This is a genomic window from Sediminibacillus albus (genome assembly GCF_900101125.1).
Classification (GTDB): Bacteria; Bacillota; Bacilli; order Bacillales; family Amphibacillaceae; genus Sediminibacillus; species Sediminibacillus albus.
This window is the reverse complement of record NZ_FNFL01000003.1, coordinates 320,579-340,496: the sequence shown is the minus strand read 5'-3', so window position 1 is coordinate 340,496 and position 19,918 is coordinate 320,579. Positions and strand designations below refer to the sequence as shown.

Sequence of the window (19,918 nt, the reverse complement as noted above, 5' to 3'; positions counted from 1 at the left end):
GTATTCTGCCTGCGTTGAAACGGCTGTTGGTGAAAATAGTACGCAGACTTTCAGCGGAGGAAATCCACGGAGACTCCTGCGGGAGGGAAGGCCTCGGTGAGACCCCGCAGAGCACTAGCTCGAGGAGGCTCGCCAGCCGCCCGCGGAAGGCGTAGTGTATTTCCGCAGCGCAGTCCTAGCATTTACCGATACTATTAAGAAATTATCTACTGTTACATCCCCATTTATATTCCATTGTGTCATCAACCGAATGCTTGAAGGTGTTCCTTTAAACCTTCCTATGCTGTTATCATTCGGTGTTTTGGAAATGAACTTATGATATGGCCCAACCACTTCTTTATTTTTCCTTTTTTATTCTTCCGGATCTGCCGTCTTCACTAACTGCTTGCCGATATTTTCTCCTTCAAATAAACCGAAAAAAGCATCGGGAATATGTTCAAAGCCTTCCCTTACCGTTTCCCGATAAGTGAGTTGTCCGTTTTTGTACCAATTAGAGAGCTTGGTCAATCCTTCTTTGAATTGGGCTTGGTAATCACTCACAATAAACCCTTTGATTAAGGCCCTTGCTTTGACAATGTGCATTTGCAGCCGTGGGCCTTGTGCGTTCGGATCGTTATAGGTAGCAATAGATCCACATTGCGGGATACGCGCATGGTCATTTAGTAAGGGATAGACAGCGTCGGACACTGTTCCGCCAACATTGTCGAAATAAACATCGATTCCATTTGGACAAGCCGTTTGTAACGCGTTGCCCACATTCTCGGTCTTATAATTAATTGCTTTATCAGCGCCTAACTGTTCAATAAGGAAAGCTGTTTTCTTGTCTGTACCAGCGATACCAACCACATAAGCTCCATAAAGCTTGGCAATTTGGACGACTAATGAACCAACCGCCCCAGCAGCGGCTGAGACAACAACTGTTTCACCTTGTTTCGGCTGACCAATATCAATCAATCCGAAATACGCAGTAAGCCCGGGCATTCCAAGTACGCCCAATGAAGCAGTAAGAGAACCAAGGCTTGGATCAATTTTTCGGATGCTGTTTTCCGGTGCCGTGGAAAACCTTGCCCAAGGTAAAGTTCCTGATACAAAGTCACCGGCTTGGAACTTCTCTGATTCAGATTCGATCACCTGGCCAACCACACCACCACTAATTGCTTCTTTCAATGCGAATGGTTCCACATAAGACTTAGCACTGCTCATTCGTCCCCTCATATATGGGTCGACTGAGACATAAAGGGTTTTGATCAACACCTCACCGTCCCCCGGCTTTGGCATCGTTGTATCAATGATTTTTAAGTGTTCATCTGTCGGGGTAGTTTCTGGTCTTTTTACTAACTGAATTTCCTGGTTATTTGCCATTTGTTCTCCCGCCTTTCCATGTATGTTTCACTTTCCATCGTAACACTTACTAGGCACATGTGGTAATAATTTGAAAAAAGCAGTCAACATTCCATGCAAATACTGTTATTACAACTATTTACGACATCCCAAATATCTCTGTTGGAGTTTGCGTTACTCATGAGTAGACAATTTTTAGAGCCCAAAAAAACAAATACTCCCCTTTAGAAGAGGAGTATTTGTTTACTGTTTTACTCTGCAGGTTCAAGTTCTTCAATAGAATCGATGTCCATATAGGACGGTACAACAAGACCGATTTTAGCACCTGTTGAGTTTTCTCCCAGGTCTTCGAATTTGTCTTCATACTTTGCATAGAAATCACCATGCGTTGCTGGCATCCACGGAGCAAGGGATGCATCTGCATCGCCTGCTGCAATGGCTTCAAATACAACAGACGGATCAACTGGTGTAAGGCTTACATCGTATCCTTGTTGCTCTAATACAATTTTCGCCACATTGGCGGAAGAACGCTCGGTATCCCAAGGAGTTAGCGCTAATTCTATCGACGTACCATCTACAGGTTCTACCCCTTCTGTCCATTCATCAACCATATCTTGATTTTCATCTACCCACTGTTGAGCAGCTTTTGCAAAATCCATGTCTTGTGCAGCAAGCATAACCGATTCCATGTCCTCTGGTTCCCAATGGAAGTTGTCAAGAATCGTATAAGCCTCAGGCATATCTTCTTTTAAGCCTTGTCTTGCTATTGTTGCGATGTTCTCTACATCACCGTATACTCCATTTGGATCTTCTAAGTACTTTAGGTCCCATTTAGCGAACATATAGTGAGGAGACCATCCGGCAACGACAATTGGCTCTTCATTTTCAATAGCATCACCTAAGGCTGTTAACATTGCAGCAGTAGATGATTTTTCTTGTTCCCAGCCAGCAAGGTTTTCATATTTCTCTAAAGCTTTGTCGGTTGCTTGGGTAATCCCGGCTCCAGGCTCAATACCAGTAATAGTGTGCTCTACCTCTTGACTAACATTTGCGCTAGTATCAGACTGGCCATCTTCGCCGCTATTATCGTCTTCTTGTCCGCATCCGGCTGTTACAAGGGCTAAGGATAGACCAGCAATCGCCCCAAGTTTTTTCCATTTAAAATCAAACATGTTGTAAAACACTCCTTTAGTTTTTGCCTGATGCCTACCTATTTCACTTTTTTATGTAGCATTACTATTCCTCAATCCACATCTATAAATACTATATCTTTTCTTAAGAGTCATACTCAAACACCATATTTGATGATTTGATTTTTCTTGTTCGTACAGTTTAAATTTTACAAAGTCTTAAAGGATATTATATTCATATACTCCCATTCTCTCCGGTTTCCGCCATTATCTCTTTATATCGGGTTAAAGATAATGCCTGGAAATCGATGATAAAGCGTGAAAAAAGAAGAAGCATGATAGTTGTATCATGCTTCTTCTTTTATTACTGATCCGCATTACCTAACGTCATTCCACCATCCACTACCATTTCAGTACCTGTGCAGTAAGAACTTTCGTCAGAGGCAAAAAATGCTACAGCCCGGGCAACTTCAATTGGTTGTCCAATCCGGCCCAGAGGCACCGAGTCGTAATAAGCAGGAACATCCATACCTTGCTTGACCATATCTGTTTCAATCCCGCCAGGATGGACCATGTTCACACGAATTCCCTTAGGTCCTAATTCGATAGCTGCGGCTTTGGACATTGCGACCACCGAGGCTTTTGTTGCGGCATAAGCAGAAGATTTACTAATCGGAGCAAAAGCAGATATCGATACATTGTTTACAATCGACCCTTTTTGCTGCTTTTCCATTTGGGGGATAACTGCCTGCATTCCCATGAACACTCCGAGCTGGTTAACATGCATCAACTGTTGATAGTCATCAAGCGTTGTTTCTGTAAAAGGCTTACGCTTTAGCACGCCAGCGTTATTGACTAGCACATCAATCTTGTTAAACTTATGGATCACCTTATCGACTGCTGCTTTCCAATCTGATTCTTGTGTAACATCCAGCTGAACCGGAAATGCGTGCTTTTCTCCGATTGACTTAGCAACTTTTTCAGCCGCCTCAAAGCTACGAGCACCAATTCCTACCCTAGCTCCTAATGCGGCAAGGTGTTGAGCAATAGCTTTCCCTTGTCCCCGATTGGCTCCTGTTATTAGAATGACTTTGTCTTTTAAATCCGGCACATACTCACTCCTAAATTCATCAGTGACAAAGCACTGTTTTTCACATAATAAGTAGAGGTTGGGACAAAAGGATATAGGCCAAAGCAAAAATCGAACGATAATTCGAATTTAGCATTCGAACCCGTTCGTTTTTTCTTTGCTAATGTTTCATATACCCTGTAGTCACAGTGACAGCTCTATTTCTTCCTTGTATGCCTGCGCTGATAGGCTGTTCATCCCTTGCATGACGACAGCGATCTCAAGTAAATCTTAAGCATTTGGGTTTTATTGGTTGAAAACCGTACGCAGACTTTCAGCGGAGGAAATCCACGGAGACTCCTGCGGGAGGAAAGGCCTCGGTGAGACCCCGTAGAGCGCAAGCTCGAGGAGGCTCACCAGCCGCCCGCGGAAAGCGTAGTGTATTTCCGTAGCGTAGTACTAATGGTTATCCGATGCTATTAAGAAAACACCTACTGTTACATTGCCACCTATATCCTTTTCGTCATCAATCGGATGCTTAAAAATGGCCTTTCAAAACCTCATATGCTGTTATCATTCAGTTTGGCCAGTGGATGTATGTTTATGACCCAACCTCTCTCTTTTCCTATTATACAATACGATAAAATTTGCTGGATATGGATAACATGCAGCATATCTACCGGAAATATCCCCTCTAGATCATAAAGTAATTTGCCGTAGAGAATTACTTAAATAAACTATTTCGGAATGATGACACGGTGAAGTTACGAAACAAAGGAAAAGCCATTTGTAAAGGGGCTGGGCATGCAACGGAAGGTTCTAAACAGTTATGAAAATGACTAGTGTCTATCCTTGTGGGATTTTCCCCTTCACCTGCTTTAACGTCGCTACGATAAGAAAGCTTACAATCACTAACAATAGCCATGAACTCACCTTCCCTAGATGAACGAGACTCCATGCTTCGGTTTGGTTTGGGTATTCCCAGGCTCTAAAGTACGTGGCAATATTTTCGGCTATCCATATAAAAAATCCGATGAGCACAAAAGAAAGGGCGAGTGGCATACGGTAACGAATTCCATCAACCTCGTACGCGACCCATGATTGCCAAAAGACGATAATGACAAGTCCGGATAACCACCAACGAACGTCCATCCAATAATGGTGGGTGAAGAAATTCAAATAAATTGCAGCTGCTAGAGGCACTACTAACCAAAATGATGGCCATTTAACCAGTTCAACCTTTAACCTCCTCCACGCCTGGCAAAGATAACTCGCTACACTTGCATACATAAATCCGCTATACAAAGGTACTCCAAGAATCTTGAAATATCCTTCCTCTGGATAAGACCAGGAGCCCATATGTACCTTGAAAAGTTCAAGAGCAAGGCCGATAAGGTGAAACAAGGTGATAACTTTAAGTTCATCCTTTGTTTCTAACCCAGAACGCACCATGGCCCATTGCATCAGGAGGCAGATGATAAGCAGCCAGTCATACCGTGGCAGGAAGGGAAGTGGAATAATTTGTGTAAAAGCCAGGGAGGCAAAAATAACGACAGGAAACAAACATGACAGGGCCTGCTCCCAACCAAAATGAACAAGTTGTTTCAGTGCTTTCATGATTTGTTTCTCCGAACGTGTTTGTTAAATAAATGTAACTCCTGATTAGTATAGTAGCTAAATAGATTTAGAGTTAGATACATAGGTTCCACCACCAAATACTTTTTCATGTCACTGTTCCCGCTTTGTTAATCTTGTGTGTCTTGATCGCTCCGGTATTCTAAAATATCCCCCGGTTGGCAATCCAACGCCTTACAAATTGCCTCTAAAGTGGACAAGCGAATCGCTTTTGCTTTTCCATTTTTCAAGATAGAAAGATTAGCCATCGTTATTCCAACCCTCTCCGAGAGTTCCGTTACGCTCATTTTCCTTTTTGCCAGCATCACATCAATATTGATTATAATCGCCATTTTATCACCTCAGACCGTTAAATCATTTTCGGATTTTATTTTAATAGCTTCCTGTAAAAGTCTCTGGAGAACGGCAGCAAAAACCGCGATAACCAATGAAGCACCAATGAAGACCATTCCGATTAATATGAGACCCGGAGCATCATCCCACTCCGCTATGATATAGACAAATGGCAGGGCTACCACATACAAGCCACTGATTATGAGGGCATAATTTTTGATTTTTTTTAGTGCTCTTACAGATAATTCCGAGAAAGCTTGGTTCTTGTCAATATAACTTAAAAGTCTTAACGCTTGATACAATGCTAAGTAAAACGGTATCGCAGATCCATACATAACTATTAAAATGCCAAACACTACATAAGCCAACTCTGCACCTTTTTGCGCTTGTTCAATTGCTTCCATCGCTATCTGAGGCAACAAAAAGATACACAAAGCAAGAACTGGAGTACCAATCAAAAAAACAGCTAACTTTAAAAAAAGTGTTGTTCCTCGTTTCATAAAAAGCACCTCTCCTATTGAATTTCAATTTGATTTTAACAGGACATTTATCGTATTGCAATAAATTATTATTATTTTTTATTATAATATTATTGTTATATAGCCATACTTTCTTCCTGGACAAGATAAAAGAGCATTCCTTATGAAAATGCTCTGTTCATTTTAAACATTCAATTTGTTTTGCTTTCGTGGAATGCTTTTGCTTATCCGAATACCCCATTGGTCAAATGCAGCGGTGTAAAACGGGTGTAGTGAACGAATTTCTTTTTTTACCATACAATTTAATATTCTTTGCTGCTGCAACATTTAAAAAACATAAAATAAGATAAAATCCACTGTTGTATAAAAATGCATTATAAAGTATAATTATTTACCAACTAATTGTATTGCTGGGAGTGAATTTTTATTGTGAAAGTAGCGATAATTGGCGGTACTGGCTATGGTGCCATTGAACTGATAAGGTTTTTGTATAATCATCCGTATACAGAAATAGAGGCAATCATCTCTCATTCGCAGAGCGGAGAGCGTTTGGATTCCGTGTATCCGCATGTAACAGACCTTGTTATCGAACCGCTGGAAACATTAAATATCGACCAGCTGGCGGAAAGAGTGGAGCTTGTATTTTTCGCTACTCCGCCAGGGATAAGCAAAAAACTGGCTCCGGGTTTTCTTGCTAAGCGTATAAAATGTATAGATTTGTCCGGGGATTTCCGATTGAAATCTTCTCAAGTCTATCAAGATTGGTATCAAGGGTCAGCAGCAGAACAGCAATACTTGGATTTGGCCGTTTATGGGTTAAGTGAAATATACACAGAAGAAGTAAAAAATGCAGAATTGATTGCCAATCCCGGCTGTTATCCGACAGCCAGCCTATTGGGATTAATTCCGGCTTTAAATCACGGCATGGTTGATCCCCAATCGATCATCATTGATGCTAAGTCAGGGGTTTCTGGAGCGGGCCGAAGCACCTCCTTAAACACTCATTACCCGGAAATGAATGAAAACTTAAAAGCGTATAAGCTCGGACAGCACAAACATATCCCTGAAATAGAACAGGCATTACAAATCGAGGCTGGGAAAGAGCTGAAAGTAGCGTTTTCCACTCACTTAGTCCCTATGACACGAGGAATCATGAGTACAATTTATGTAAATGCCATCGAAGAAATCTCTACGAAAGAAGTTATCGAAGCTTATACAGCTTTTTATGATGGCCACCCTTTTGTCCGTGTCCGCAGGGAAGGAGAACTGCCGGCAACGCGAGAGGTATATGGCAGTAATTTTTGTGATTTGGGTTTTTATTCAGATCAACGAACAGGGAAACTGACGATTGTATCCGTAATCGATAATTTAGTGAAAGGCGCATCCGGCCAGGCTGTGCAAAATATGAATCTATTGAATGGCTGGGAACCATCTACGGGTTTGAATTACTTACCTATTTATCCTTAAGGAGGGCGAAAAGATGGCAGAGTATGCAAAGCAATTAGTTAAGGAAGAAGTTACAATTTTGCCAGAAGGGAATGTGGTCACTCCTAAGGGGTTTACTGCCGGGGGTGTCCATTGCGGAATCAGAAAAAGTAAATTGGACTTTGGCTGGATATACTCACAAGTACCTGCCGCTACAGCAGGGGTTTATACAACCAATGCTTTTCAGGCGGCACCATTAAAGGTGACACAGGAAAGTATTTCTACTGGCTGCAAAATCCAAGCACTGCTTGTAAACTCCGGGGTGGCCAATGCTTGTACCGGGGAGCAGGGTCTTAACGATGCTTATGAAATGAGAAAATGGGGAGCAGAAGCGTTTGGAGTGTTGGAAAGCCATACAGCAGTTGCTTCTACCGGGCTAATCGGTGAACTGCTGCCGATGGAGAAAATAAAGCAGGGAATCGACCAAATCCATCAACAGGAAAACAACCATGTTTCCAGATTCGAACGTGCTATTCTTACGACCGATACCAGGGAAAAGGGGACAGCAGTCCAAATCGAAATAGAAGGCAAAACAATAGCAATCGGCGGTGCAGCTAAAGGATCTGGAATGATTCACCCTAATATGGCGACCATGCTCAGTTTCATCACAACAGATGCTGATGTGGATGCTAGTGCTTTATCAGCTGCCTTAAAAAATATCACTAACAAATCATTCAATATGATAACGGTTGATGGCGATACGAGTACAAATGATATGGTATTGGCAATGGCCAATGGAACTGCGGGCAATTCTCCGCTCGACGAAGACCATCCTGAATGGCACTTATTTGAAAAGGGACTGGCAATCGTCTGTGAGAATCTCGCTAAGGAAATTGCCCGGGATGGTGAAGGAGCGACCAAATTAGTAGAGGTCCATGTTACAGGAGCGGAAACAGATCAAGCTGCTCAGGCAATCAGCAAGTCTGTCATTTCCTCCAACCTTGTCAAAACAGCTATCCATGGAGCAGATGCGAACTGGGGCAGGTTAATTACAGCAATTGGCTATAGCGGCCAGCCGGTAAATCCGGACAAAGTGAGTATTTCAATAGGAAGTGTAAAAGTAGTAAATGAAGGAATGCCTGTTGCTTTTGATGAAGCAGAAGCAAAGTCCCATTTAATGCAGGATACGGTCATTATTTTTGCGGATATGGGAGCAGGCAGCGGGGAAGCAATTGCCTGGGGTTGTGACCTATCGTACGATTATGTGCGTATCAATGCTTCTTACCGCACATAAAGGGGGATTACAATGAATTACCTTGTTATTAAGTGTGGCGGGAGTGTATTCGAAAAATTGCCTTTTTCCTTCTATCAAAACATTACAAAGATACAGAGACATGGTTATTTTCAGCCGGTTATTGTCCATGGCGGCGGCCCTCTAATTTCAAGATTATTAGAAAAAACAGGTGTGAAATCGAGTTTTATAGATGGACTTAGAGTTACCACAGAGGAGGTCCTGGATGTAGTGGAAATGGCCCTCAGCGGCACGATGAATAAGCAAATCGTGGCAAATTTATATAAGGCCGGCGGCAGCGGTTTTGGCTTATCCGGAATCGATGGATCGCTATTGACGGCTGTCCCAGCTGGAGATGGCTCCTTAGGCTATGTTGGAAATGTTGCATTTGTTGATGACACAGTGATAGACAATCTTGCTGCCAAAGAGTTTATTCCGGTGGTCTCTCCGATAGCAATGGATAGCACCGGCCAAAAATATAATATCAATGCGGACGTTGCAGCGGCTTCGATCGCCGAAGCATTGAAAGCGAAGCTGTGTTTTATCAGTGATATACCCGGCATCCTGATAGACAAGGATGGGGAACAGGCGGTACTCCACCAGGCAGCAAGCAATGAAATCGAACAATTAATTATTGCCGGAGTAATCAAAGGCGGAATGATCCCAAAAGTTCGTTCAGCATTACGGGCGCTGGAAAACCAAGTGCCTGAAGCGGCTATTTTAAATGGGTTGGATCCAGACAGCTTAATGGCCTTTGCAAAAGGTGAAGAAATAGGAACGAAAATCATGCTAAATACGGAGGCAGGATATGTCTAAACAAACGATAACTTCCAGGGAAGATATGCTGATGCCTACATATAATCGTTTTCCGCTCACTCTTGTTAAGGGGAAGGGAAGCTATGTATGGGATGAGCAAGGAGCCAAATATCTCGATTATACTTCTGGTATTGCTACCTGTAATCTTGGCCATACGCCGGATGTTGTCAAAAATCAGGTGGAAAAGCAGCTCCAGGATTTATGGCATTGCTCTAATCTCTATCACATCCCTTCTCAAGAAAAACTCGCAGAGATACTGGTCAAAAATAGTTTCGGTGATAAAGTTTTCTTCTGTAATAGTGGTGCAGAAGCAAATGAAGCCTCTATTAAACTGGCTAGAAGATACGCGCAAGCAGTTAAAAAGACGAATGCGCACGAAGTTGTTACATTCTCTAATTCCTTCCATGGCAGAACGCTGGCAACGTTAGCCGCTACCGGACAGGAAAAAATCCAGCAAGGATTCGCGCCGCTGGCACCAGGATTCCGTTATTTACCTTATAACGATGACAAGGCTTTAGATGGACTTGTGTCCAGTGAAACGTGCGCAGTTTTATTAGAGCTCGTCCAGGGAGAAGGCGGTGTGGTACCGGCTGATTTCGATTGGGTCAAGAAACTTGCTGCCATCTGTAAGGAAAATGACATTTTACTGATGATTGATGAGATCCAAACAGGCATCGGCAGAACAGGAACGTTGTTTGCCTATCAACAATACGAGATAGAACCTGATGTAATCAGCATAGCAAAAGGGCTGGGAAGCGGGATTCCCATCGGTGCAGTTATTGCCAATGAAAAAGCAGCAGAGGCATTTACTCCTGGTACACATGGAAGTACGTTTGGGGGTAATCCGCTTTCTGCCGCAGCCGGTTTGGCAACGGTCTCTCATATTGTCGAAAGCGGTATTTTAGAAAAATCCATCAACCTAAGCAGCTACTTAGTGGAAAAGCTGCAACAGCTGAAAGGTCAATCTGATGTAATAGAAGAAGTCCGCGGAAAAGGTATGCTGCAGGGAATAGCAGTAAAGGGCAATGCAATCGACTATGTTACAAAAGCGCGGGAGCATCGTCTGTTAATTTTAGTTGCCGGCCCTCAAGTGATTCGCATCCTGCCTCCGTTAACGACTAATAAGGAGGAAGTAGACGCGTTTTATTCAGTGATGCAGAAGGTGTTTTGCGTAAAATAAAATTGGCTTGCGGGGTTCACGGCCTTTTACTTAAATATATTGTCCAATTAAAGTACACTATATAGGGTATAGACTAATAAAAAGAGGGATCTTTTCGTGAAGAACATTAGACAGCAAAAAATCGATAGCTTTCAGGAGCTCCGCCAGAATAAAGCCCGCTTACTCATTCATTGCCCGGATCAGCCGGGAATTGTGTCGGCTGTATCAGAGTACTTATATCAGCATGATGCTAATATTATCGAGTCGAGTCAATATACCACTGATCCTAAAGGTGGGGAATTCTTTATGAGGATAGAATTTGAAGCCGGTGATTTAGACAGTAAAAAAGAAGAATTAGAAGAAAAATTCATCCCAATAGCGAAGCAATTCGCTATGGACTGGCGGTTCAGTTATGTTTACCAAGTTAAAAAAATGGCAATCTTCGTCAGCAAGGAATTACATTGCTTAAGAGAATTGCTTTGGGAGTGGCAAAGCGGTGACTTGACCGCTGACATACCTTTAGTTATCAGTAACCATGAACAGGCGCGGGAGATCGTTGAATCATTGGGTATCCCGTTTTACTATATTCCGGCTAATAAAGACATAAGAAAACAAGTCGAGGCAAAGCAATTACAATTGTTAAAGGATTACCAAATCGACTTTATTGTTTTGGCGAGGTATATGCAAATTCTTACCCCTGATTTCGTGGCAGCCCAAAAGCACCGGATTATTAACATCCACCATTCCTTTTTACCGGCTTTCGTGGGGGCAAAGCCGTATGAACGGGCTTACGAACGCGGTGTAAAATTAATCGGCGCGACCTCTCATTTTGTAACTGATGATCTGGATGAAGGACCGATTATTGAACAAGATATCAGTCGTGTCGACCATCGGGATAACAGCGAGGATATGAAAAAAATCGGCCAGTCTATCGAAAGAAGCGTGCTGGCAAGGGCCGTTAAATGGCAGTTGGATGACCGGATCATTGTCCATAAAAATAAAACGATTGTATTTTAAACATTCATTTAAAAAGCTTGAGGAAAGGAGCTCAAGCTTTTTTATATGCAGAGAAAACTGCCATCCAAAAATGAAGTGCCGCCGCATCAGAAGTGGCTAGCGTTTTTATCCTTTCCGATTTTTTATTATAATGTAAAGACTACTAGTTCTAGAACAGCGGGGCCAAACAAATGGACATCTTTAATAATAGAGATAAAAAGCAAATGGTGTACGAGATTTTTATGATTATGTTAGCTTCCTTCTCCGTAGCTACCATATGGAAAAATAATGATTATGGCGGGTACATTGTATGGGTTACCTGGGCTATCTTCTTTGCTGATTTTGTTTATCGGCTGAAGAAGAGTGAAAACAAATGGAAATTTATCAAAAGCAACCCTTTTCTTGTCATTGCGGTAATTCCTTTGGATGCCATTTTTCAGTTTGCCCGCTTCGCCCGTATCCTGCATTTATTACGTTTAAAGACAATCACCAAATATTACACCATGCCCTTTATTAAATTCTTTAAGCGCCAGCATTTAGGTGTTATTTTTACGAGTACTTTTGTAATTGTATTTATTTCTATTATTCCTATTTATTCATTTGAACCAGAAGTGACCAGCTACTGGGAAGCAATGATTGGAAGCCTGATGAGCCTTACTTTTTTTGGCCAGGGGGGGTTTGATCCTGCTACCCCTGTCGGCCATGTGACCGTAGTTATTTTAACAATCTTTGGGGTTATCCTGCATGGACTTGTGATTAGCACGGCCTTTGACTATATCTATCATTCCTCCCTGTTTAAACGAATCGTGAAAAAAATCAACCGTAAACAAGCTGGGTGAGTTCGTAAAAGCAGGCACAGATTTCCTGCCCATGAATACAATATTTGTGGGCGGTGGTAAAATGACAAATCTCTTTCAATTAACTCAAATGGAAGATATCATTAAGGTTGAAACGACATTGGCTTCCCAGGGCTTTGTTTATTATAGTTATATCGATCAGTCATTACATGCAATTCATCTAAAGGGAAGACGCTTTTATTTAGATACAGGCGGCCTGCGTAATGGTCCTCATCAGTTACTAATAGTTGCCTATGATTGGCAGACAGGATCCCTTATTAGTGGCAGTCATTATCATTTCTCTGTTCATGCAGGTAATTATAGGGAACGGACTTTCCTTCCTGGCGATATTCTGGTGGCAAGTGATAACGTCAATCAGGCCAAAACTGGGTATGTAGGGCATTCCGCACTAGTGGTTGATAAGGACCATGTAATTGAATCGCCTGGTTTGCATCCCGCAATACGGAAGGATACCATCCAGCAATTCCTGGTGAAACATCCGGTGCATGCCCATTTTCGGCCAAAATCAACTCAGGCAGGTCAGGCGGCGGCCGGTTATGCAGAACAATATTTGAATGAATTCAAGGAAAAAGGGCAGGGTTCACCTGTTTTCTCGTTCAGTCTATCGTCTTCACTGGATGACCCGTGGGAGTATATCTATTGTTCCAAATTGATTTGGCTTAGTTATTATTATGGCGCGGACTATAAATTAGAAAACGATTTTCTTTGGTTTTCGCCAGAAGACTTATATAATAATTTAGGGGACAGTGAAGATTTTGAACTTGTATATAAGCATCCGGATGTGAAGTTTGTTTTCAATACGTAGTCTTCTATGGCTGCGTGTTGGTTTCTTTTTTCGACCTGGATTTCTCTTTTTTTGGACAGGCCTAAGAATAGACTGATATTCCGGAAAGCCGTTTATCTCCTGGATGACTGGTTTTCTGGATGGCGAGAAGTGAAAACACATAGGAAAAGCATAGCAGGGAAAGGAGTTAAAAACATGAACGAACATTTTCGGGCCTATAAGGTGAATCAAACGGACGAAGGTTTTTTTGCAGGATTGGATACACTTCAAAAGGAAGACCTGCCTAATGCCGAAGTATTGATAAAGGTTCATTATTCAAGTGTTAATTTTAAAGATGGTATAGCTAATACAGCGGATAATAAAATCGTGGAATCATATCCGATGGTACCGGGAATTGATTTATCCGGGGAAGTAGTTGAATCGACTGACAGCAGGTTCAAGGAAGGCGACCAAGTAATTGCCACTAGCTATCAAATCGGAACCGGCCACTATGGAGGATATAGTGAATATGCAAGAATACCGGCAGACTGGATTGTACCGCTGCCAGATGGGTTGACTTTGCAAGAGGCAATGATTTTAGGGACTGCTGGTTTCACTGCCGCGCTGTCGATTCAGCAGCTGGAGGCTAGTGGATTGCATCCTGGTAAAGGAAAAGTACTAGTAACTGGTGCTACCGGTGGTGTTGGCAGTACTGCCATTGCGATGCTGGCAAAGCGTGGTTATCATGTAGTGGCAAGTACAGGAAAAGAGAGCTCGCATGGGTTTCTTCAGAAAATCGGGGCTAATGAAATTGTTTCAAGAGAAGCCGTTTTTGACGGCAAGATACGGCCGCTTGATAAACAGGAATGGGCCGGTGCTGTCGATCCGGTTGGCGGTAAACAGTTAGCCTCATTGCTGACCAAGCTGGAGTATGGAGGAGCTGCAGCTGTTAGTGGATTGACCGGCGGTACTGATGTGCCAACAGCGGTATTTCCATTTATCAGCCGAGGTATTCAGCTGCTTGGTGTCGATTCAGTCAATTGTCCAATGGAGACTAGGAAGAAAGTTTGGCAGCGGCTGGCCGATGACTTAAAACCAGAGGGATTAGCTGAACATATTCAGAAAGAAATCACATTAAACGATTTACCTGAATCACTAAACATGATTTTAGAAGGCAGGGCACAAGGGCGAATGGTCGTCAACCTGCTGAAATAAAGAGCCCAAACTCCGCATGATACGTTCTTGCGGAGTTTTTTTGTATATTATTTAGACGAAGGCAGAAAGTATAGACAAACACATAGATGGGAGGCAATATGATGAAACGATTTTTGAAAAGCTGGCTGGCGTTGGGTTTGGCACTTACTGTTTCTTTGTTGGGAGCAGTGGAGATTCAAGCAGAAGAGGATACGGGAACGCAAAAAAAGGTGGAGCTGACGGAAGGGCAGCAGAAGGAACTGGCAATTCTTTATCAAGATTTACTTGATAAACGAAAAGGGATTATCAACAAATACTTAGAATTTGGTGTAATTAGTGCAGAAAAAGCCGAGAAAATGACTGAACACTTGGATGGTTATTACAAAAAGCTAGAAGCAAACGGCTTTATTATCGACTGGGAAAAACATAAAGGAAAACGAGATAAAAAGTTTCCACATTAAATCATTGTGGTTGGGACATAACTTACATCCACCTGCAAAAAACTAACGATAACAGCTATGAAATTTTAAAAGACCATCTCTAAGCATTCGATGAATAACGTAAAGGATATAAGTGGCAATGTAACCGTAGGTGTTTCCTTAATAGTATCGGATAACCATTCGTACTACGCTACGGAAATACACTACGCTTTCCGCGGGCGGCTGGTGAGCCTCCTCGAGCTTGCGCTCTTCGGGGTCTCACCGAGGCCTTCCCTCCCGCAGGAGTCTCCGTGGATTTCCTCCGCTGAAAGTCTGCGTACGGTTTTCAACCAATAAAACCCAAATGCTTAAGATTTACTTGAGATCACGGTCGTCATACAAGTGATGAACAGCCCACCAGCGTAAGCAGAATACATAGACTCCAGTGGGAACAGCACGAGTCTGAAGACACCGGAAGAAGCCGTTTCTGCTTCTGAGGAGGCCGTGCCCACGGAGAGCGAAGTATGCTGCCTGCACCACTTTAAGCATCCAATCTTGTTAGAAGGAAGAAATAGAGTTGTCACTGTGGCCGCAGGTTAGTTTAAACATTAGAAAAACAAAAATCGAACGAGTTCGAATCCTAAGGATTTCGAATCATCGTTCGATTTTTGTTTTTGCTGCTATCCTTTTGTCCCAACCTCATTTTTTTCGGTCCAAATAGCAGTGTCTCTTATCAGCCTCCATTATTCATACAAGTTTATAACCTCTGGATTCGCTTTTGACTAACTTATCCCCCATCACCTCTCTTGGCTAAAAGGAAAAATATAGTACTTGCTTTCTTCCTCTTTTTTTTAATAAATAGTGATTATGTATTGATTGTACGTACGATTTAAATTATTATAAAGTTAATAACAACTTATACGTACAAGATGGACGTTTGTCCAGAAAGGGGCTGTTGTATAGATGCTTGAATTATTAAAGCGAGAAGTGTTAGAAGCGAACCTTTCATTACCTGAACAAGGTTTGGTCACTTTTACTTGGGGAAATGTAAGCGGTTTCGACAGAGAAGAACAGCTAGTAGTAATTAAACCGAGCGGTGTCGCTTATCAAGACTTAACCGTACAAGATATGGTGGTCGTCGATTTGCAAGGAAATATCGTCGAGGGGAGTTTAAAGCCCTCCTCAGATACACCGACACATCTTGTCCTGTACAAAAATTTTCCTGATATAGGTGGAATCGTCCATACACACTCCCCATGGGCGACCAGCTGGGCGCAAGCGGGAAAGGCAATTCCCCCCCTTGGCACGACACACGGTGATTATTTTTACGGGAGCATTCCATGTACTCGGAAAATGACACATCAGGAAATTCAACAGGATTATGAACTGGAAACAGGCAACGTCATTGTTGAAACATTTCAGCATATCAGCTCCAATGAGGTGCCGAGTGTTTTGGTGCATAGCCATGCCCCTTTTAATTGGGGAAAAAATGCTAAGGAGGCCGTTCATCATGCTGTCGTACTGGAGGAGGTAGCCAAGATGGCGTTACATACGTTTCAGTTGAATCCTGATGTCTCGGCAATGGACCAGGCTCTTTTAGATAAGCACTACTTGCGAAAACATGGAGTAAATGCGTATTACGGCCAGAAATAGAGGAGGAATAACGATGAATGAGAAATATGCAATCGGTATAGACTTTGGATCAGAATCGGGAAGGGCGGTGCTCGTTTCGCTTAAGGACGGAACGGAAGTTGCAGACCATGTAACACCTTACCCGCATGGAGTAATTACTGAACATCTTCCTTCAGGAGTGGAGCTGGGAATGGAGTGGGCTTTACAGCATCCAGATGATTATATAGAAGTACTGCGAAAATCAATTCCTGCTATTTTAAAAACCTCGCAGGTAAACCCAATAGATATTATCGGGCTCGGGATAGATTTCACAGCTTGCACAATGCTGCCAATTGACAAAGAAGGAAACCCCTTATGCTCTGATTCTCAGTTAGCAGACAACCCGCACAGCTGGGTGAAGCTATGGAAACACCATGCGGCCCAGGAGGAAGCCACACAACTAAACGAAATTGCGGAACAGCGTGGAGAAAGGTTCCTGCCAAGATATGGCGGGAAAATTTCTTCAGAATGGATGATTGCCAAAATATGGCAGATTTTAAAAGAAGCTCCGGATATTTATGAAAAGGCAGACCAGTTTGTAGAGGCCACTGACTGGGTGGTTTCCAAGCTCACAAATAATTTGAAACGCAATAGCTGTACAGCAGGCTATAAGGCGATTTGGCATAAACAAGATGGCTATCCAAGCGAGGCCTTCTTTGAGGCACTGGACCCCCGTTTGAAGGATGTAGTGAAAACAAAACTTCGCGGAGACGTTGTCCCGCTGGGAACTGCTGCTGGTGGGTTAGCTCCAGACATTGCCCGGATAACCGGTCTGACACCTGGTATAGCTGTAGCGGTAGGAAATGTCGATGCTCATGCGGCTGTCCCTGCAATGGGAGTAGTATCACCGGGAAAAATGGTGATGGCGATGGGCACTTCTATATGCCACATGCTCCTTGGTATGGAAGAAAGAGATGTAGAGGGCATGTGTGGAGTAGTGGAAGATGGCATTATCCCTGGATTTTATGGATATGAAGCAGGGCAATCGGCTGTTGGTGATATTTTTGCCTGGTTTGTAGACAAAGCAGTTCCGGGATATGTGTATGAAGATGCGAAAAAAGCGAATATGGGGGTACACCAATGGCTGGAAAAGCAAGCAGCTAACTACAAACCGGGCGAGACAGGAATAATTGCGTTGGATTGGTGGAACGGCAACAGGTCTGTCTTAGTAGATACCGAACTAAGCGGCTTGCTTATTGGAGCCACGCTGCAAACAAAGCCTGAGGAGATTTATCGCGCTCTCCTAGAGGCAACTGCGTTTGGTACCAGAAAAATTGTCGATGCCTTTCATTATAATGGTGTGCCCGTGGAAGAGCTGTATGCATGCGGCGGCTTACCGCAGAAGAATCGGTTATTGATGCAGATTTATGCGGATGTTACCAATCGGACGATTAAAGTTGCTGACTCCAAGCAGACTCCTGCTCTAGGAGCCGCTATGTTTGGTGCTGTGGCGGCAGGCGGTGACAACGGAGGTTTTGATTCAATTGTCACAGCTGCGGATAGGATGGGGCGTGTGAAAGAAGAGTTTATTGAGCCAATTCCTGATAATGTCCAAATGTACGAAAAGCTCTATCAAGAGTACAGCCGGCTTCATGAACACTTTGGCCGTGGAGAAAATAATGTCATGAAGAGGCTGAAAACGATTAAGGCACATGCCAAGTCAAGAGTTACCATGAAGACTAATTAAAAAATAAGCGTTCAAGGAAGTTGGAGGAGGGGCATAAATGTTAGTATCGAAAACCTATGAATTCTGGTTTGTTACTGGGAGTCAGCACTTATACGGGGATGAAGCACTCGCTGAAGTGAAAAGTCATTCCATACAAATGGTCAATAAATTAAACGAAAAAGACGGGCTGCCATTTAAACTGGTATTCAAATCTGTACTTACGACAGCAGAAGAAATCCATAGATTAATGCTTGAAGCAAATGCAGATGAACATTGCGCAGGATTAATCACGTGGATGCACACCTTTTCACCAGCCAAAATGTGGATAGCGGGACTTAGCAGTCTGCAAAAGCCGCTGTTGCACTTCCATACTCAGTTTAACCGTGATATCCCATGGAAGGAAATTGATATGGACTTTATGAATTTAAATCAATCAGCCCATGGTGACAGAGAATTCGGCTTCATAGGAAGCAGAATGAATATTCCCAGAAAAGTCATTGTAGGATATTGGGAAGATGAACAGGTTTTTAAAAAACTTAGTGACTGGATGAGTACAGCTGCCGCTGTTTCGGAAAGCAAAAATATTAAAGTAGCCCGGTTTGGAGACAATATGAGGAATGTAGCTGTCACAGATGGGGATAAAGTGGAAGCTCAAATTAAATTTGGCTGGTCGGTTGACTATTATGGCATCGGAGATTTGGTGGAAGTTATTAATAGTATCAGCAATCAACAAGTCGACCAATTATATGAACAATATAAGGAGTTATATACAATCGATCAGGACGAAACCACCACCAAAGCCATCAAAGAACAAGGACGGATTGAGCTTGGCCTTAAGCAATTTTTGCATTCAGGTGGGTATTCAGCATTTACAACCAATTTCGAAGATTTGCACGGTATGGAGCAGCTGCCAGGATTAGCTGCCCAGCGCCTGATGGCAGAAGGGTATGGTTTCGCAGGAGAAGGAGACTGGAGAACCGCCGCTCTGCTGCGCTTTATGAAAATCATTGCAAACAATAAAGCGACCTCTTTTATGGAGGATTATACTTATCATTTAGAGCCGGGAAATGAAATGATTTTAGGTTCACATATGCTGGAGATTTGTCCAACTGTGTCAGCAACGAAACCGGAAATTGTTGTTAACCCGCTTAGTATGGGAAATAAAAAGGATCCTGCCAGGCTGGTATTCGACGGAAAAGGAGGGCGGGCTGTTAATGCATCGCTTGTCGAGCTCGGCGGCCGATTCCGGTTGGTCGTTAATGAAGTGATTGCGGAGCAGCCGAAGATCAAGACCCCAAACCTCCCGGTAGCGAAGGTTCTATGGAAGCCACAGCCATCATTAAGTGAAGCGACAGAAGCGTGGATCTATGCGGGCGGTGCCCACCATACAGTCTTGTCTTTCAAAGTATCTACCGAACAACTGCATGATTTTGCGGAAATGGCTCAAATAGAGTGTGTAGTAATCGATTCAGATACAAAGCTTCGCCAATTTAGAAATGAATTGAAATGGAATGAAGCGATTTGGAAATAACTTAAAATAAGGATTCGAGGCAGAGAGTACTGTTCATCTATTCTCTGCTTTTTTTTTGCCTTAAAAAAGAATATTTAATTTGAGAGCATAGCCTTGCTGGTTGAGAGGTGGTATACTGGCAAGGATTACTTATACGAATAACT

At 42.9% G+C, this 19,918-nt stretch carries 18 protein-coding genes; 12 read left to right on the top strand and 6 right to left on the bottom strand.

Features of this window, described 5'->3' with window-relative positions; genetic code table 11:
- Positions 1-351: 351 nt before the first annotated feature.
- The 6 genes from BLR93_RS10675 to BLR93_RS10650 all read right to left on the bottom strand — a co-directional run bounded on the left by BLR93_RS10675 (position 352) and on the right by BLR93_RS10650 (position 6,008).
- Positions 352-1,362, bottom strand: coding sequence for an NADP-dependent oxidoreductase (locus BLR93_RS10675; RefSeq protein ID WP_093214186.1), 1,011 nt, complete (start codon positions 1,360-1,362; stop codon positions 352-354).
- A gap of 230 nt (positions 1,363-1,592) precedes the next feature.
- Positions 1,593-2,513, bottom strand: a complete 921-nt coding sequence (locus BLR93_RS10670; protein WP_093214184.1) for a glycine betaine ABC transporter substrate-binding protein — start codon at positions 2,511-2,513, stop codon at positions 1,593-1,595.
- Between the two features lie 322 nt (positions 2,514-2,835).
- A complete protein-coding gene (locus BLR93_RS10665) occupies positions 2,836-3,582 on the bottom strand; it encodes an SDR family NAD(P)-dependent oxidoreductase (RefSeq protein ID WP_093214182.1) in 747 nt (248 codons plus the stop codon).
- Positions 3,583-4,386: 804 nt separating this feature from the next.
- Positions 4,387-5,157, bottom strand: coding sequence for a DUF817 domain-containing protein (locus tag BLR93_RS10660; RefSeq protein WP_093214180.1), 771 nt, complete (start codon positions 5,155-5,157; stop codon positions 4,387-4,389).
- Between the two features lie 128 nt (positions 5,158-5,285).
- Positions 5,286-5,507: a helix-turn-helix domain-containing protein gene (locus tag BLR93_RS10655; protein WP_093214178.1), complete on the bottom strand. Its 222-nt coding sequence runs from the start codon at positions 5,505-5,507 to the stop codon at positions 5,286-5,288.
- Between the two features lie 9 nt (positions 5,508-5,516).
- Positions 5,517-6,008 carry a DUF2975 domain-containing protein gene (locus tag BLR93_RS10650; RefSeq protein ID WP_093214176.1) on the bottom strand — a complete coding sequence of 164 codons (492 nt, stop codon included), beginning with the start codon at positions 6,006-6,008 and terminating at the stop codon, positions 5,517-5,519.
- 408 nt (positions 6,009-6,416) lie between these two features.
- Here BLR93_RS10650 and argC point away from each other — a divergent pair, with 408 nt between their 5' ends.
- The 12 genes from argC (at position 6,417) to araA (ending at position 19,775) form a co-directional block, all read left to right on the top strand.
- Entirely contained in the window at positions 6,417-7,454 is a 1,038-nt protein-coding gene (argC, locus tag BLR93_RS10645; protein WP_093214173.1) for an N-acetyl-gamma-glutamyl-phosphate reductase, read from the top strand.
- 13 nt (positions 7,455-7,467) lie between these two features.
- A complete protein-coding gene (gene argJ / locus BLR93_RS10640; protein ID WP_093214171.1) occupies positions 7,468-8,706 on the top strand; it encodes a bifunctional ornithine acetyltransferase/N-acetylglutamate synthase in 1,239 nt (412 codons plus the stop codon).
- A gap of 12 nt (positions 8,707-8,718) precedes the next feature.
- Complete coding sequence (argB, locus tag BLR93_RS10635) at positions 8,719-9,519, top strand: acetylglutamate kinase (protein WP_093214168.1); 801 nt, start codon at positions 8,719-8,721, stop codon at positions 9,517-9,519.
- Positions 9,512-10,699, top strand: a complete 1,188-nt coding sequence (locus BLR93_RS10630) for an acetylornithine transaminase (protein ID WP_093214166.1) — start codon at positions 9,512-9,514, stop codon at positions 10,697-10,699. Before argB ends, BLR93_RS10630 begins: the two co-directional genes overlap by 8 nt.
- A gap of 96 nt (positions 10,700-10,795) precedes the next feature.
- Positions 10,796-11,695 carry a formyltetrahydrofolate deformylase gene (gene purU, locus BLR93_RS10625; RefSeq protein ID WP_093214163.1) on the top strand — a complete coding sequence of 300 codons (900 nt, stop codon included), beginning with the start codon at positions 10,796-10,798 and terminating at the stop codon, positions 11,693-11,695.
- A gap of 170 nt (positions 11,696-11,865) precedes the next feature.
- On the top strand, positions 11,866-12,513 hold the full coding sequence (locus BLR93_RS10620) for a hypothetical protein (protein ID WP_245690118.1): 648 nt from the start codon (positions 11,866-11,868) through the stop codon (positions 12,511-12,513).
- A gap of 61 nt (positions 12,514-12,574) precedes the next feature.
- On the top strand, positions 12,575-13,336 hold the full coding sequence (locus BLR93_RS10615) for a hypothetical protein (RefSeq protein WP_093214161.1): 762 nt from the start codon (positions 12,575-12,577) through the stop codon (positions 13,334-13,336).
- Positions 13,337-13,510: 174 nt separating this feature from the next.
- Complete coding sequence (locus tag BLR93_RS10610) at positions 13,511-14,509, top strand: NADPH:quinone oxidoreductase family protein (RefSeq protein ID WP_093214159.1); 999 nt, start codon at positions 13,511-13,513, stop codon at positions 14,507-14,509.
- A gap of 101 nt (positions 14,510-14,610) precedes the next feature.
- Positions 14,611-14,949: a YckD family protein gene (locus tag BLR93_RS10605; protein WP_175559322.1), complete on the top strand. Its 339-nt coding sequence runs from the start codon at positions 14,611-14,613 to the stop codon at positions 14,947-14,949.
- 921 nt (positions 14,950-15,870) lie between these two features.
- The gene (gene araD, locus BLR93_RS10600) at positions 15,871-16,560 is read left to right on the top strand and encodes an L-ribulose-5-phosphate 4-epimerase (RefSeq protein WP_093214156.1); all 690 of its coding nucleotides are present in this window, start codon (positions 15,871-15,873) and stop codon (positions 16,558-16,560) included.
- Between the two features lie 13 nt (positions 16,561-16,573).
- Positions 16,574-18,265 carry a ribulokinase gene (locus tag BLR93_RS10595; protein WP_093214154.1) on the top strand — a complete coding sequence of 564 codons (1,692 nt, stop codon included), beginning with the start codon at positions 16,574-16,576 and terminating at the stop codon, positions 18,263-18,265.
- A gap of 37 nt (positions 18,266-18,302) precedes the next feature.
- On the top strand, positions 18,303-19,775 hold the full coding sequence (araA, locus tag BLR93_RS10590) for an L-arabinose isomerase (RefSeq protein ID WP_093214151.1): 1,473 nt from the start codon (positions 18,303-18,305) through the stop codon (positions 19,773-19,775).
- Positions 19,776-19,918 lie beyond the last annotated feature (143 nt).

Excerpts from the sequence above, each read along its gene's own strand:
- BLR93_RS10615 (WP_093214161.1), top strand. The coding sequence starts at position 12,575 with ATGACAAATCTCTTTCAATTAACTCAAATGGAAGATATCATTAAGGTT.
- BLR93_RS10610 (WP_093214159.1), top strand. The coding sequence starts at position 13,511 with ATGAACGAACATTTTCGGGCCTATAAGGTGAATCAAACGGACGAAGGT.
- BLR93_RS10655 (WP_093214178.1), bottom strand. The coding sequence starts at position 5,507 with ATGGCGATTATAATCAATATTGATGTGATGCTGGCAAAAAGGAAAATG.
- araA (WP_093214151.1), top strand. The coding sequence starts at position 18,303 with ATGTTAGTATCGAAAACCTATGAATTCTGGTTTGTTACTGGGAGTCAG.
- BLR93_RS10595 (WP_093214154.1), top strand. The coding sequence starts at position 16,574 with ATGAATGAGAAATATGCAATCGGTATAGACTTTGGATCAGAATCGGGA.
- BLR93_RS10620 (WP_245690118.1), top strand. The coding sequence starts at position 11,866 with ATGGACATCTTTAATAATAGAGATAAAAAGCAAATGGTGTACGAGATT.
- araD (WP_093214156.1), top strand. The coding sequence starts at position 15,871 with ATGCTTGAATTATTAAAGCGAGAAGTGTTAGAAGCGAACCTTTCATTA.
- BLR93_RS10660 (WP_093214180.1), bottom strand. The coding sequence starts at position 5,157 with ATGAAAGCACTGAAACAACTTGTTCATTTTGGTTGGGAGCAGGCCCTG.
- BLR93_RS10605 (WP_175559322.1), top strand. The coding sequence starts at position 14,611 with ATGAAACGATTTTTGAAAAGCTGGCTGGCGTTGGGTTTGGCACTTACT.
- BLR93_RS10650 (WP_093214176.1), bottom strand. The coding sequence starts at position 6,008 with ATGAAACGAGGAACAACACTTTTTTTAAAGTTAGCTGTTTTTTTGATT.
- argJ (WP_093214171.1), top strand. The coding sequence starts at position 7,468 with ATGGCAGAGTATGCAAAGCAATTAGTTAAGGAAGAAGTTACAATTTTG.
- BLR93_RS10670 (WP_093214184.1), bottom strand. The coding sequence starts at position 2,513 with ATGTTTGATTTTAAATGGAAAAAACTTGGGGCGATTGCTGGTCTATCC.
- BLR93_RS10630 (WP_093214166.1), top strand. The coding sequence starts at position 9,512 with ATGTCTAAACAAACGATAACTTCCAGGGAAGATATGCTGATGCCTACA.
- BLR93_RS10675 (WP_093214186.1), bottom strand. The coding sequence starts at position 1,362 with ATGGCAAATAACCAGGAAATTCAGTTAGTAAAAAGACCAGAAACTACC.
- argB (WP_093214168.1), top strand. The coding sequence starts at position 8,719 with ATGAATTACCTTGTTATTAAGTGTGGCGGGAGTGTATTCGAAAAATTG.